General features: G+C 65.6%; 16 protein-coding genes. 12 read left to right on the plus strand and 4 right to left on the minus strand.

Annotated features, from left to right (window positions below):
• Positions 1–266: 266 nt before the first annotated feature.
• The 11 genes from ACZ9GA_RS08165 (at position 267) to ACZ9GA_RS08215 (ending at position 8884) form a co-directional block, all read left to right on the plus strand.
• A complete protein-coding gene (locus ACZ9GA_RS08165) occupies positions 267–686 on the plus strand; it encodes an acetyl-CoA carboxylase biotin carboxyl carrier protein (RefSeq protein ID WP_457363167.1) in 420 nt (139 codons plus the stop codon).
• Positions 686–2038, plus strand: coding sequence for an acetyl-CoA carboxylase biotin carboxylase subunit (gene accC, locus ACZ9GA_RS08170; protein WP_457363166.1), 1353 nt, complete (start codon positions 686–688; stop codon positions 2036–2038). The genes ACZ9GA_RS08165 and accC overlap by 1 nt, the downstream gene beginning before the upstream one ends.
• On the plus strand, positions 2035–2706 hold the full coding sequence (pxpB, locus tag ACZ9GA_RS08175) for a 5-oxoprolinase subunit PxpB (protein WP_457363165.1): 672 nt from the start codon (positions 2035–2037) through the stop codon (positions 2704–2706). Before accC ends, pxpB begins: the two co-directional genes overlap by 4 nt.
• Complete coding sequence (locus ACZ9GA_RS08180) at positions 2703–3662, plus strand: 5-oxoprolinase subunit C family protein (protein ID WP_027981303.1); 960 nt, start codon at positions 2703–2705, stop codon at positions 3660–3662. The genes pxpB and ACZ9GA_RS08180 overlap by 4 nt, the downstream gene beginning before the upstream one ends.
• A gap of 10 nt (positions 3663–3672) precedes the next feature.
• Positions 3673–4080 (plus strand): acetyl-CoA carboxylase biotin carboxyl carrier protein, encoded by a 408-nt coding sequence (locus tag ACZ9GA_RS08185; protein ID WP_457363164.1) that lies wholly within the window; start codon positions 3673–3675, stop codon positions 4078–4080.
• Positions 4081–4091: 11 nt separating this feature from the next.
• Positions 4092–4862: a LamB/YcsF family protein gene (locus ACZ9GA_RS08190; RefSeq protein ID WP_457363163.1), complete on the plus strand. Its 771-nt coding sequence runs from the start codon at positions 4092–4094 to the stop codon at positions 4860–4862.
• A 93-nt stretch (positions 4863–4955) separates the two neighbouring features.
• Positions 4956–5708: an SDR family oxidoreductase gene (locus ACZ9GA_RS08195; protein ID WP_457363162.1), complete on the plus strand. Its 753-nt coding sequence runs from the start codon at positions 4956–4958 to the stop codon at positions 5706–5708.
• A gap of 108 nt (positions 5709–5816) precedes the next feature.
• Positions 5817–6518, plus strand: coding sequence for an amino acid ABC transporter permease (locus ACZ9GA_RS08200; protein WP_457363161.1), 702 nt, complete (start codon positions 5817–5819; stop codon positions 6516–6518).
• 6 nt (positions 6519–6524) lie between these two features.
• Complete coding sequence (locus ACZ9GA_RS08205) at positions 6525–7268, plus strand: amino acid ABC transporter permease (RefSeq protein ID WP_457363160.1); 744 nt, start codon at positions 6525–6527, stop codon at positions 7266–7268.
• 23 nt (positions 7269–7291) lie between these two features.
• The gene (locus tag ACZ9GA_RS08210) at positions 7292–8020 is read left to right on the plus strand and encodes an amino acid ABC transporter ATP-binding protein (protein ID WP_457363774.1); all 729 of its coding nucleotides are present in this window, start codon (positions 7292–7294) and stop codon (positions 8018–8020) included.
• A 30-nt stretch (positions 8021–8050) separates the two neighbouring features.
• Positions 8051–8884: an ABC transporter substrate-binding protein gene (locus tag ACZ9GA_RS08215; protein WP_457363159.1), complete on the plus strand. Its 834-nt coding sequence runs from the start codon at positions 8051–8053 to the stop codon at positions 8882–8884.
• A 123-nt stretch (positions 8885–9007) separates the two neighbouring features.
• Here the strand turns inward: ACZ9GA_RS08215 and ACZ9GA_RS08220 are convergent, their stop codons facing one another.
• Positions 9008–9142 (minus strand): hypothetical protein, encoded by a 135-nt coding sequence (locus ACZ9GA_RS08220; protein WP_455925099.1) that lies wholly within the window; start codon positions 9140–9142, stop codon positions 9008–9010.
• A gap of 122 nt (positions 9143–9264) precedes the next feature.
• Between ACZ9GA_RS08220 and ACZ9GA_RS08225 the strand changes: the two genes are divergently transcribed.
• On the plus strand, positions 9265–9669 hold the full coding sequence (locus tag ACZ9GA_RS08225) for a cupin domain-containing protein (protein ID WP_457363158.1): 405 nt from the start codon (positions 9265–9267) through the stop codon (positions 9667–9669).
• Between the two features lie 121 nt (positions 9670–9790).
• Here the strand turns inward: ACZ9GA_RS08225 and ACZ9GA_RS08230 are convergent, their stop codons facing one another.
• The 3 genes from ACZ9GA_RS08230 to ACZ9GA_RS08240 are packed head-to-tail and all read right to left on the minus strand — an operon-like array spanning position 9791 to position 12405.
• Positions 9791–10618: an ABC transporter ATP-binding protein gene (locus tag ACZ9GA_RS08230; RefSeq protein WP_457363157.1), complete on the minus strand. Its 828-nt coding sequence runs from the start codon at positions 10616–10618 to the stop codon at positions 9791–9793.
• Positions 10606–11409 carry an ABC transporter permease gene (locus ACZ9GA_RS08235; RefSeq protein ID WP_457363156.1) on the minus strand — a complete coding sequence of 268 codons (804 nt, stop codon included), beginning with the start codon at positions 11407–11409 and terminating at the stop codon, positions 10606–10608. The genes ACZ9GA_RS08230 and ACZ9GA_RS08235 overlap by 13 nt, the downstream gene beginning before the upstream one ends.
• A 9-nt stretch (positions 11410–11418) precedes the next feature.
• Positions 11419–12405 carry an ABC transporter substrate-binding protein gene (locus tag ACZ9GA_RS08240; RefSeq protein WP_457363155.1) on the minus strand — a complete coding sequence of 329 codons (987 nt, stop codon included), beginning with the start codon at positions 12403–12405 and terminating at the stop codon, positions 11419–11421.
• Between the last annotated feature and the right edge of the window lie 172 nt (positions 12406–12577).

Here is a 12577-nt window from a genome sequence, read left to right on the forward strand (position 1 = left end):
GCGGCGCTTCGCGGGCAGAGCCCGCTCCCACGTTTGTAGCACCGTGCCATGGCCTGTTGGATTGGAGTTGCCAGCCTTTGTGCCATGGCCTGATGGTTTGGAGTTGCCAGCCTTCGTGCCATGGCCTGATGCATTGGCGCTGCCTGCCCCGTCTACCCGTCATAAGCCGCCCTTATCTCCCCACAGTCAAACCGTCTTGGCCGTGATTTTGTGCGCTCGATAGAGTTCATCCAGCCACTTTTACTATTCACGGCAGGGGCCTTTGCATGAACCCGGAACGCATTAAAGCGCTTATCGACCTGATGGCCGAATCCGACCTCAGCGAGCTGAGCCTCAACGAAGGCGACACCCAGTTGCGACTGCTGCGCGACGGTCAGTCGGCGACCGTGGCGAGCCCGGTCGCTGCGCCGCTCAAGCAAGCCGCAGCACCGGCACCGATCAGCGACACCTTCGACGCCAGCGCCGCCCTGTACGGCGTGCTGCACCTGACACCCGCCCCGGACCAACCCCCGTTCGTCAAACTGGGCGACCGGGTGGAAGCCGGCCAGACCCTGGCGGTGGTCGAGGCGATGAAGATGTTTCACCCGCTCAAGGCCGAACGCGCCGGCATCGTCCAGGCCATCCTGGCCGCCAGCGGCGAAGAAGTCGCGGCCGGCAAGCCGCTGTTCCGCCTGGAGGCCGTGTGATGTTCGATACCGTCCTTATTGCCAACCGCGGCGAAATCGCCTTGCGCATTTTGCGCGCCTGCCAGGGTCTGGGCCTCAAGACCGTGGCCGTGTATTCGGAAGCCGATCGCGACGCCCGCTATGTGCAACTGGCCGACCAGGCCATCTGCATCGGCCCATCGGCCCCCGGCCAAAGCTACCTGGACCACGCCGCCGTGCTGTTCGCCGCCGAACTCAGCGGCGCCCAGGCCATCCACCCCGGCTACGGCTTCCTCTCGGAAAACGCCGCTTTCGCCGAGCGCGTGGAGCAGGCCGGCCTGACCTTCATCGGCCCCAGCGCCGCCTGTATCCGCACCATGGGCGACAAGGTGTCGGCCAAGCGCGCCATGCGTGAAGCCGGCGTGCCCTGCGTGCCGGGGCCGGACACCAGCATGCCGGACGACGCCGACAGCATCCTCGCCATCGCCCAAGGCATCGGCTACCCGGTGATCGTCAAGGCCGCCGGTGGCGGCGGTGGGCGCGGCATGCGCGTGGTGGAACAGGCCGACAAGCTGCTCGACGCGATTGCCCTGACCGGCGAAGAAGCGCGCCGCGCCTTCGGCAACCCCGAGCTGTACATCGAGAAATTCCTCGGCCACCCGCGCCACGTGGAAATCCAGGTGCTCTGCGATGCCTACGGCAACGCCCTGTGGCTGGGCGCCCGCGACTGCTCCATGCAGCGCCGCCACCAGAAGGTGCTGGAAGAAGCGCCGGCCCCCGGCATCGACCCGGCGCTGGTGGCCAAGGTGGGCGAACGCTGCGCCGCCGCCTGCCGGCAGATCGGTTACGTGGGCGTGGGCACTTTCGAGTTTCTGTTCGAGGACGGCGAGTTCTACTTCATCGAGATGAATACCCGCTTGCAGGTGGAGCACCCGGTCACCGAAATGACCACCGGCATCGACATCGTCCAGCAGCAGGTACGCATGGCCCGCGGCGAACGCCTGAGCCTGACCCAGGCCGACATCGGCGTGCAGGGCCACGCGCTGGAATGTCGTATCAACGCCGAGGATCCGCACACCTTCATGCCCACCCCGGGCCAGGTCAGCCGTTGGGAAATCCCCGGCGGCTACGGTGTGCGCGTGGACAGCCACGTCACCCACGGCTACCGCGTGCCGCCTTACTACGACTCCATGGTGGCGAAAGTCATCACCCACGGCGCCACCCGCGACGAGGCCCTGGCGCGCATGCGCCTGGCGTTGAGCGAGATGCGCGTGGAAGGCATCAGCACCAATATCGCGCTGCACTGCGACATCCTCCAGGACCCCGGTTTCTGCGAGGGCGGCGTCGACATTCATCACCTTGAACGCTGGCTGCAACAGAGGACCGCATCATGAGTGCCATGCACATGGACGCCGCCCCGCGCATCAGCCTGTTGGGCACCACCGCGCTGCTGCTCGAAGCCCCCGGCAGCCTCGACCTGCCGCCGCAACAACGCATCTGGGCCCTGGCCCGCCTGGCCCAGGACTGGGGCGGCGTGGCCGAAGCCGTACCGGGCATGAACAACCTGATGCTGACCTTCGCCACCCCGCCACGCGACCTGCAAGGCCTGAAAAGCCGCCTGCTGGAAGCCTGGGAACAGTGCCAGCCGCTGCCGCTGGAAGGCCGCATCATCGAACTGCCGGTAATCTACGGTGGCGAGCACGGCCCGCACATGGCCGACGTGGTGGCCCATACCGGGCTGGACATCGAGACCATCGCCAACCTGCACGCAGAGCCCCTGTACCCGGTGTTCGCCCTGGGCAGCCACCCCGGCTATTGCTACCTGGGCGGCATGGACCCACGCCTGGCCACGCCACGCCGTCAGGTGCCGGTGCTCAGCATCGGCGCCGGCGCCGTGTCGATCGGCGGGGTGCAGACCGGCGTGTCGGCCTCGGCCGGCCCCAGCGGCTGGAACACCATCGGCCACACCGACATGGTGTTCTTCGACGCCCTGCAATCACCCCCGGCACTGCTGCAGCCCGGCGACCACATCCGCTTCCGTATCGAGAGGATCATTCGATGATCGAGATCATCAGTGCCACCGCCCTGGCCACCGTCCAGGACCTGGGGCGCCACGGCAGCCTGGGCTACGGCGTGGGCACCTCCGGGGCCATGGACAGCCTGTCGCTGATCCTCGGCAACCTGCTGCTGGGCAACGAGGAGGGCGCGGCCGCCATCGAGATTCCGCTGTTCCCCTTTGAAGCGCGATTTATCGAAGACTGCGCCTTTGCCGTCACCGGCGCTGCTTGCGGCGCCACCCTCGACGGCCAGGCGCTGCCGCCTAACTGGGTGGCCCAGGCCAGCGCCGGGCAGGTGCTGAAGCTGGGTTACCCCTCGGCCGGCAGCCGCGCTTATGTGTGCCTGGCCGGTGGTGTCGACGTACCTGAAGTGCTGGGCTCGCGCAGCACCCAGTTGCGCGGCGAGTTCGGCGGCCTCGAGGGGCGCATGCTGCAGCAGGGCGACCGCCTGCCGGCTGGCCGCCCAGGCCGCGCCGGCAACACCGATTTCGGCGTCAGCCTGGCCACCCGCGCCTTGCCGCTGGACGTGGACGGCGTGCCGGCCATGCGTGTGCTGCCCGCCGCCGAATACGACTGCTTCAGCGCCGAGGCCCAGGCCGCGTTCTGGGCCGGGCAATGGAAAGTCACCACCCAGAGCAACCGCTACGGCTACCGCCTGGAAGGCCAGCCGCTGCTGCCGGAAAAACCGCTGGAAGTGCGCTCCCACGGCATCGTCCCCGGCGTGATCCAGGTGCCCCATGGCGGCCAGCCGATCATCCAGATGCGCGACGCCCAGCCCAGCGGCGGCTACCCCAAGTTCGGCACGGTGATCGAAGCCGACCTGTGGCGCCTGGGCCAGGCGCCCATCGGCAGCCACGTGCGCTTTATCCATTGCACCTATGAGCAAGCCCTGGACGCCCTGGAGGCTAACCGCGCCTTCCTCGACGCCACGCGGCGCCTGCTGACCTTGCACAGCCTTTGAGGACGTCGCCATGAACATCAAGGAAATCCGTCAACTGGCCGGCTGGCTGGGCGCTGCCAACCTTAGCGTGCTGCACATCCAGCGCCCCGGTTTCGATCTACTGCTGCGCCGTGGGTCGGCTGCCGCACAGCCCGTTCAGGCGGCGGTGCACACTGAGCAGGCCGTGGTGGTCGAGGCATCCGTGGCCTCGATCAAGGCCGGCGGCCCGGGGCTGTTTTTCAGCCACCACCCCGACGAGCGCAAGGCCTGGGTCAAGCCCGGCGATACGGTGCGCAGCGGGCAACTGGTGGGCGTGCTGCAGATCGGCCACCTGCTGCTGCCGGTGCGCAGCCCGCAGGACGGCCAGGTCAGCGCCGTGCGCGCGGGCGAAGGTGAACCGGTGGGCTACGGCCAGCCGCTATTCGATTTGGCTGGCTGAGGAGGCTTACCATGCGTATCGACTTGAACGCCGACCTAGGCGAAGGCTTCGGCCCGTGGAAAATGGGCGAAGACCAGGCGCTGATGGAGATCATCTCCTCAGCCAACGTGGCCTGCGGTTTCCATGCCGGCGACCCGCTGATCATGGACACCACGGTGCGCCGGGCCAAGGCCCTTGGCATCGACTTGGGCGCCCACGTCGGCTACCCCGACCTGCAGGGTTTCGGCCGCCGGGCCATGAACATCGAGCTGGGCGAGCTGGCCACTTACGTGGTTTACCAATTGGGCGCGCTGGCCGGCATGGCCGCCGTGGCCGGCTACCCCATGACCCACATGAGCTTTCACGGCGCGCTGGGCAACCGCGTGGCCGCCGACGCCCAGATGGCCGACGTGCTGGTGGGCGCCGTGGCGCAGTTCGACAGCAACCTGATCATCAGTTCATCCAGCAGCCAGGCCATCGAGGCCGCTGCCGACAAACACGGCCTGCCGGTGGCCACCACCTTCCTGGCCGACCGCGCCTACGACGCGCAGTGCCTGCTGGTGCCCCGTGGCACCCCCGGCGCGGTCATCAAAGACCCGCAACAGGTGCGCGACCGCGTTGCCCAGCTGCTGCAGGACGGCACCGTCACCACCCTCGACGGCCAGCGCGTCAAGGTCAATGCCCGTTCCATCCTGCTGCACGGCGACACGCCGGGCGCGGTGGAACTGGCCCGCGACCTGCGTGCGTTCATCGAAGGGCAGGGCGCCGTCATCACCCCGATCAGCCAACTGGTGCGGTCATAAGCGCACCTTATTGCCACACAACCAATGCGTCTTGGTCGGTTCGAGCCCTGCTCGGTACAGTCCAAGGCAGACGCAGGATTTGAGGACTACAGCATGCCATTCTCCGACTACAAAACCGCGCTGGTCACCGGCGCTTCCTCCGGCATCGGTGCCGCCGTGGTCGAGCGCCTGTGCGCCGAAGGCCTGCAGGTGCACGCCCTGGCCCGCAGCGCCGACAAGCTGGCCGAGCTGGCCGAACGCACCGGCTGCATCGCCCACGCCATCGACGTCACCGACCTGGCCGGCCTGACCGCGCTGTTCGGCAACTACCAGTTCGACGTGCTGGTCAACAACGCCGGCGTCGACCGTCCTGGCTCGCTGCTCAAGGCCGACGCCGAAGGCATCGACCTGCTGGTGGACGTCAACCTGCGCGCCGTGCTGCACCTGGCGCGCCTGGCGCTGCCGGGCATGGTAGAACGCGACAACGGCCACATCATCAACATCAGCTCCATCGCCGCCGCCTACAACTTCGGCGGCAACGCCACCTACCACGCCACCAAGGCCGCCGTCAGCATGCTCTCCAAGCAACTGCGTGTGGACGCCTTCGGCAAGCGCGTGCGGGTCACCGAGATCTGCCCCGGCCGTGTGGCCACCGACATTTTCGCCCACGTGCACGGCGACTCCGAAGAAGTGCGCCAGCGCTTCATCGAAGGTTTCGAATTGCCCGAGGCCAAGGACATCGCCAATGCCATCGCCTTCGCCATTGCCGCGCCGGTGTCGATGAACGTCGGCCACATGGAAATCACCCCCACCCTGCAAGTGCCGGGCGGCCTGTCCACCGCCCGCCCGCAGGAATGGCAGGGCTGAGCCCCACCTTCAGCAAAAGAACGGCCCGAGCCGTCGTCGCTGTACTGCGCCAGGCAACACCCTGGCGCCTTGTATCTGCCCCAAGCCGCATGTCGATGGGAATTGACCATGAAGCATGACTTCGATCTTGCCGCCGTTTTCCAGGGCGAATACGCCGATCTGATCCTCAAGGGCATAGGCATGACCCTGCAACTGGCGCTGTTTGCCTGGTGCCTGGCCATGGTGCTGGCCCTGCTGCTGGTGTCGATCCGCCTCACCGGCAACAAATACGCCGAGCGCCTGGTGGCGGCCTACGTGTCCTACCACCGCAACGTGCCCACCCTGGTACAGCTGATGCTGTGGTACTTCGGTATCCCCACGCTGCTCAGCGACAACACCCAGATATGGCTGGCCAACTACAGCACCGAATACCTGTTTTCCATCATCGCCCTGGGCCTTTGCCAGGCCGCCTATTTCAGCGAAGACATCCGCAGCGGCCTGCGTGCCATCCCCAACGGCCAGGCCGAAGCCGCCCGCGCCTTGGGCCTGGGCTATGTGCGCTCGCTGCGCTACGTGATCCTGCCCCAGGGCGTGCGCAATTGCCTGCCATCGCTGATCAACCACAGCGTGCTGCTGTTCAAGAACACCAGCCTGGCCATGGCCATCGGTGTGGTGGAGCTGACCTACGCGACGCGGGAAGTGGAGAACTACACCTTCCGCACCTTCGAGTCGTACCTGGTGGCCACGGTGGTGTACCTGGCGCTCTCGCTGTTGCTGATGGGCGCAGGCGCCCTGGTGGCGCGGCATTTCAGCAAAGCCATGGCGAGGTAAGCGGCGATGTTCGATTTCTTCAAGATTGTCCACGACAACTGGCCGCTGTTCCTGATCGGCCAATACCCCCACGGCCCCCTGGGCGGCCTGGCCAATACCCTGATTCTGGCCGCCGGCGCCCTGGTGCTGGCCTTCCCGCTGGGGTTGCTGCTGGCGCTGGCGCGGGTCTCGCCGTGGCGCTGGCTGCGCTACCCGGCCACGGTGTGGGTGTATGTGCTGCGCGGTATTCCGCTGTTGATGGTGATTTTCTGGACCTATTTCCTGGTACCGCTGCTGATCGGCCACAACATCACCGGCTTCACCACCATGCTCTGCACCCTGGTGGTGTACCAGAGCGCCTACCTGTGCGAGATCATCCGCGGCGGCATCCAGGCCTTGCCCGGTGGCCAGTACGAAGGCGCGCGGGCCCTGGGCCTGGGCTATGTGCGCACCACGGTGTGGGTGATTCTGCCCCAGGCGCTGTACAACGCGCTGCCCAGCCTGATCAGCCAGTTCGTCTCGATCATCAAGGAAACCTCCCTGGGCTACGTGATCAACGTGCAGGAAGTGACCTTTGCGGCCAACCAGGTCAACAACCAGTTGCTGACCAAGCCGTTCCAGGTGTTCTTCATCCTGGCCATTACCTACTACGTGCTGTGTTACGGGCTGACCCGCCTTGCCGGTGTGCTGGAAGCGCGCATCGCCCGCAAGCGCCTGGGCACCACCACCAGCACCGCCCCGCAGGCCTCCCTGCTGACCACCGATAACTGAAGAGGGTTGCCTTCATGCATCCGATGATCATGTTTTCCAGCATCAACAAATGGTACGGCGAGTACCACGCCCTCACCGACATCACCGCCGAGGTCAAGCGCGGCGAAGTGGTGGTGCTGTGCGGCCCTTCGGGTTCGGGCAAGTCGACGCTGATCCGCACCGTCAACCGCCTGGAAGACATCCAGAAGGGCCAGATCCTGTTCGACGGCCAGGACGTCAACGGCACCGACGCCAACCTCAACCGCCTGCGCAGCCGGGTCGGTTTTGTGTTCCAGAGCTTCAACCTGTTCCCGCACCTGTCGGTGCTCGACAACATTATCCTGACGCCCACCAAGGTGCGCGGCCTGAAGGCCAGCGAAGCCCGCGCCCAGGCCATGCAACTGCTCGACCGCGTGGGCCTGGCCCACAAGGCCAACGCCTACCCCGCGCAATTGTCGGGCGGCCAGCAACAGCGCGTGGCCATCGCCCGCGCCCTGGCCATGGAGCCGCCGGTGATGCTGTTCGACGAGCCCACCAGCGCCCTCGACCCGGAGATGGTCGGTGAAGTCCTGAGCGTGATGAAAGGCCTGGCCAAGGAAGGCATGACCATGATGTGCGTGACCCACGAAATGAACTTCGCCCGGGAAGTGGCGGACACCATCTGGTTCATGGACGCCGGGCAGATCCTGGAAAAGGCCGCGCCCGAGCAGTTCTTCAGCCAGCCGTCACACCCACGGGCGCAGCGCTTCATCGCTGACCTGCGTGCCCACTGAATTCAACCTTGATTGATCTGGAGTAAGCCCATGGCTATGCATAAAATTTTCGCCGCACTGGCGCTGGCCCCCTTGGCAATCAGTGTTGCCCAGGCCGACCAGCTGAGCGATGTGATGAGCAAGAAAAGCCTGAGCTGCGGCGTATACGCCGACGTGCCGCCGTTCTCCGCCCCGGACCCGAAAACCCGCGAGCTGGTGGGCATGGACGTGGACCTGTGCACCGCGCTGGCCAAGCACCTGGGCGTGGCCCTGGAGCTCAAGCCGATGTCGGTGGAGGCGCGCATCCCGGAAGTGAAGATGGGCCGTGTCGACCTGATCTTCGCTAACCTTGCCTACACCAAGAGCCGCGCCGAGCAGATCCAGTTCAGCGACCCGTACTACATCGCCAAGGAAACCCTGGTGGTGCGTGCGGCCAACGCCGAGCAGCCGCGTGACTTCTTCAAGGGCAAGAAAATCAGCTCCACCAAGGGCTCCACCTCCGAGCAGTCGATCCGCATGGCCGACGCCACCCCGGTGACCTTCCAGGACACCGGTTCGGCCTACATGGCCCTGCAGCAGAACAAGGTGGTGGGCTTGGTGACCAACACCATGACCGCCATCAAGCTGGTGGGCCAGGCGAAGGAGGGCGGCGTGGAGCTGGCCATCGCCAAGGACCCGATGGCGCTGGAGCCTATTGGTGCAGGCATGCGCCAGGGCGAGCCGGCGTTCCTGGCCAAGGTCAACGAGTCGCTGCGCGCCATGGACCAGGCAGGCGAGATCGACGCCATCTGGAACCGCTGGATCGGCCCTGAGACCCCGTACAAAATGGTCCGCGAAGACAAAGTGCAAAGCCTGGCAGACCTGAAGTTCGACCCACTACCGTAAGCTACCCCGCACCGCCATCCGTACTGCGTAGCCGCTGCCGCCAGGCTGCGCTGGCCCGTATGAACCCCGCAGATCTCCAGCGAGGCACAGGGCCAGCGCAGCCTGGCGGCAGCGGCTACGGGGTCAGGCCACGCTGCAAATCCAGTGATGATCGTGCCGGTACGGCGCCCGGGTGAACTTCACCTGGGCCACCAGGACAAGCCCGCGTTGCTGCAAGGCTTCGGTCAATTCTGCCAGTGTGTCTGCTTCGAGAGTCATGGTTGTTACCTCGTCAGATTACCCTGTACATAGGTCTTGACCGGCCGCTTTGCGCGGTAATTCATTTTTTCTCAGGTATCCTGTTGTCTTTGTTTTTTCATATTGGAAAGGGAACCCCCACGATGTTCGGTTTCAATGGCAAAACCTGCGCCGTATTGGCCACCGCGCTGGCAATCGGCGGCTGCGCCTCGATGACCCCACCGGCAAAACCCGCCGCCGGTTCGCGCACGGTGTTGCAGCACGTGGTGTACCCGGCAGGCTATGAGGTGAACGTGATTCGCATCGTGCTGCCCGCCAACACCAACTCCCCGCACCACACCCACCCAGGCCTTGAGTCGGGTTACGTGGCACGCGGTTCGGTGACCATCGCCATCGACGGCCAGCCGGAGCACGTGCTGCACGCCGGCGACACCTTCGAGACGCCGGCAGGTGCCCCGCACATCGTCAAGAATGGGCCGCAGGAAACCGAGATCGTCAGCACCTACATCACCGAGCTGGGCAAGCCGTTGACGCACGTGTTGCCGTAAACCGCGACGCACACCCACCGTAGCCGCTGCCGCCAGGCTGCGCTGGCCCGAATGAACCCTGGAGATCTGCAGCGGGGCAACGGGCCAGCGCAGCCTGCGGCAGCGGCTACGGATCGGTGTTTTAGTGGGCGTCGTCGTGCAGCAGGTGAAAGATCTCGCGCTTCATGCGGATGAACTCCGCATCCATCACCATATCCAGGTTCCTCGGCCGCTCGATCGGCACGTCCAGCACCTGCTTGATCCGCCCAGGCCGTGCACCCATCACGAATATCCGGTCGCCCAGCAAAATCGCTTCGTCGATGTCATGGGTGACAAACAGCACGGTCTTCTTGCTGTGCTCCCACACCTTGAGCAGCAACTGCTGCATCTGCAGCCGCGTTTGGCTGTCCAGGGCGCCGAAGGGTTCATCCATCAATAGAATCTGCGGGTCGTTGGCCAGGGCGCGGGCGATGGCCACGCGCTGCATCATGCCGCCCGACAGCTGCTTGGCGTAGTTGTCGGCGAAGCGCTGCAAGCCCACTTCGTTGAGGTAGAACTCGACGATGTCCTTGCGCTCGCCCGCCGGCATGCCACGACGCTTGAGGCCGAACTCGATGTTCTGCCGCACCGTGAGCCAGGGGAACAGGGTGTAGCTCTGGAACACCATGCCGCGGTCGGCGCCCGGGCCGTCCACTTGCTGGCCGCCCACGTAGATCTCGCCGCTGGTAGGCTCGGCCAGGCCGGCAGTCAGGTACAACAGGCTCGACTTGCCGCAGCCCGAGGGTCCCACCAGCACGGCGAACTGCTGGTCGGGCACCTCGAACGACACTTGTTCCAGCGCCGTGAAGGTATCGCCCGACGGCGTCTTGTATTGCAGGGTGACCTTGTCCACCTGCAGCCGTGGCGCGCCAGTGGAGGGGATGTTCATCGGTGTGACCAGCCGGGGTGAGGTTGCAGTTACTGAGCCCATGCGGCCACCTTTATGCGCAGGAAACGGAACAATTGATCGGTGATCAGGCCCAGCAGGCCGATGACCGCGATCGCCAGGAAAATCACGTCCACCTGAAAGCCACGCATGGCCTTCAGGCTCAGGTAGCCCAGGCCGCTGGAGGCAGCCACCAGTTCAGCCACCACCAGGTAGGTCCAGGCCCAACCCATGGTCACCCGCAGCGTGTCCAGTATGCCGGGCACCGAGGCCGGGGCGATGACGTGCAGCACTGCATCGGTACGGCTGGAGCCCAGGGTGTAGGAGGCGTTGATCAGGTCCTTGGAGATGCCCTTGGACACGTCGGCGATCATCACCAGTTGCTGGAAGAACACGCCGAAGATGATGATCGACACCCGCTGCTCCAGGCCGATGCCGATCCACAGGATGAACAGCGGCACGAAGGAGGTCACCGGCAGGTAACGGATGAAGTTCACCAGCGGCTCCAGGAACGCCTGCACCACGCGGAAGCTGCCCATCATCAGCCCCACCGGCACGGCGACCAGGGAGGAGAGGATGAAGCCCACCATCACCACCTCGACGCTGGCCCACACGTGGGTGCCCAGGGTACCGTCATGGGCCAGGCGCAGGGCAGCGTCCAGGACGGCGCCGGGGGTGGGCAGGAACATCGCCGGCACCACGCCGCCGTAGGACAGCACCGCCCACAGGCCGATCAGCAGGGTCCAGGCCAGGGCGCTGGCGCTCCAGATCACCTGCACCGGCAGGCTGGTCTTGGGCGTGAGGCAGCGGTTGAGCCATGAGTTGCGCTTGGACATGCCAGGCTCCTATCGCGGGGTGACGAAACGGTTGTCGATCAGGTCGCTGTAGCTGACGTTGAACGGTTTGCCTTGCAGTTCGGTGGCGGTCTGGTTGGCCAGCTTGATGACGGTGGCGGCCTCGCCGGTGCTGCCGTTGCTGCCCAGCAGCTTCTCGCTCATGGCCTGGTCGTAGAAACGCACGCCCTTGGCCGCCGAGGCCAGCTCAGCCGGGTCGGCCAGGTAGCCGCCAACGCCCTTGGCCATGATCGCGTATGCTTCCTGCGGGTGGTCCTTGGTGTACTGCACCGCCTTGTACAGGCCGGCCACCAGCGCCTTGACGTCGTCAGGCTGCTTGTCCACCACGTCGCAGCTCAGGGCCACCACGTCGACGATCACGCCGGGGGTGGTGCTGCTGTCCACCAGCACCTTGCCGGCGTTTTTCTCGCGCACGGTGCTCAGGTGCGGCTCCCAGGTCACGGCGGCCGGCACGCGGCCGGCGATGAAAGCGGTGGCGGCGTCGTCGGCGGTCATGTTCTGGATGGTCAGGTCGCTCATCTTCATGCCGGCGTTTTTCAGCAGGTAGGCCAGCCAGAACTGCGACACCGAGCCCTCGTTGACGGCCACGGCCTTGCCCTTGAGCTGTTGCAGGCTGGTGACGTCCTTGCCCACCAGCACGCCGTCGCCGCCATGGCTTTCATCCAGGGCGGCCACGGCCTTGAAGCAGAACTGCGGGCGGTACTTCAGGATCTCGTCCAGGGTGGAGGCCGAGCCCGAGAGCTTGCCCGAGGCCTGGGCGGCCATGTACATGGAGGCTTCTTCGATGGTGGGCAGCTCGACCGTCAGGCCCTTCTCCTTGAAGTAGCCCAGGTCCTGAGCCAGGTACAGGGTGCCGTAGCCCACCCAGGTGGTGTGGCCGATGGACAGGGTGCCGGCCTGGGCACCGCTGGCGATGCCGGCGGCCAGCGCGGTGAGGGCCAGTGGGCGCACGCAGCGCGATACGAACGACTTGATCATGTGACACTCCCGGAATCTTGGTTTTCTGATGGGTTTCTCGGGGCAGTGGGCGTAACGCCAAAAACATGCAGCGGGTGGGTCTCTGACGGACCTTTTGCCTCAGTGCGGCAGGGTCGATGTTGGCCCATGTGGGCGGGCAGGAAAACGAGGAAATATGTGGTCGCTGGCTAGG

This window comes from Pseudomonas sp. TE3644 (assembly GCF_056278815.1).

What these genes read in the sequence shown, in the direction of transcription:
- ACZ9GA_RS08180 (WP_027981303.1), top strand. Translation starts at nt 2,703, where the DNA reads ATGATCGAGATCATCAGTGCCACCGCCCTGGCCACCGTCCAGGACCTG.
- ACZ9GA_RS08205 (WP_457363160.1), top strand. Translation starts at nt 6,525, where the DNA reads ATGTTCGATTTCTTCAAGATTGTCCACGACAACTGGCCGCTGTTCCTG.
- ACZ9GA_RS08190 (WP_457363163.1), top strand. Translation starts at nt 4,092, where the DNA reads ATGCGTATCGACTTGAACGCCGACCTAGGCGAAGGCTTCGGCCCGTGG.
- pxpB (WP_457363165.1), top strand. Translation starts at nt 2,035, where the DNA reads ATGAGTGCCATGCACATGGACGCCGCCCCGCGCATCAGCCTGTTGGGC.
- ACZ9GA_RS08220 (WP_455925099.1), bottom strand. Translation starts at nt 9,142, where the DNA reads ATGACTCTCGAAGCAGACACACTGGCAGAATTGACCGAAGCCTTGCAG.
- accC (WP_457363166.1), top strand. Translation starts at nt 686, where the DNA reads ATGTTCGATACCGTCCTTATTGCCAACCGCGGCGAAATCGCCTTGCGC.
- ACZ9GA_RS08210 (WP_457363774.1), top strand. Translation starts at nt 7,292, where the DNA reads ATGATCATGTTTTCCAGCATCAACAAATGGTACGGCGAGTACCACGCC.
- ACZ9GA_RS08165 (WP_457363167.1), top strand. Translation starts at nt 267, where the DNA reads ATGAACCCGGAACGCATTAAAGCGCTTATCGACCTGATGGCCGAATCC.
- ACZ9GA_RS08240 (WP_457363155.1), bottom strand. Translation starts at nt 12,405, where the DNA reads ATGATCAAGTCGTTCGTATCGCGCTGCGTGCGCCCACTGGCCCTCACC.
- ACZ9GA_RS08195 (WP_457363162.1), top strand. Translation starts at nt 4,956, where the DNA reads ATGCCATTCTCCGACTACAAAACCGCGCTGGTCACCGGCGCTTCCTCC.
- ACZ9GA_RS08235 (WP_457363156.1), bottom strand. Translation starts at nt 11,409, where the DNA reads ATGTCCAAGCGCAACTCATGGCTCAACCGCTGCCTCACGCCCAAGACC.
- ACZ9GA_RS08215 (WP_457363159.1), top strand. Translation starts at nt 8,051, where the DNA reads ATGGCTATGCATAAAATTTTCGCCGCACTGGCGCTGGCCCCCTTGGCA.
- ACZ9GA_RS08230 (WP_457363157.1), bottom strand. Translation starts at nt 10,618, where the DNA reads ATGGGCTCAGTAACTGCAACCTCACCCCGGCTGGTCACACCGATGAAC.
- ACZ9GA_RS08200 (WP_457363161.1), top strand. Translation starts at nt 5,817, where the DNA reads ATGAAGCATGACTTCGATCTTGCCGCCGTTTTCCAGGGCGAATACGCC.
- ACZ9GA_RS08225 (WP_457363158.1), top strand. Translation starts at nt 9,265, where the DNA reads ATGTTCGGTTTCAATGGCAAAACCTGCGCCGTATTGGCCACCGCGCTG.
- ACZ9GA_RS08185 (WP_457363164.1), top strand. Translation starts at nt 3,673, where the DNA reads ATGAACATCAAGGAAATCCGTCAACTGGCCGGCTGGCTGGGCGCTGCC.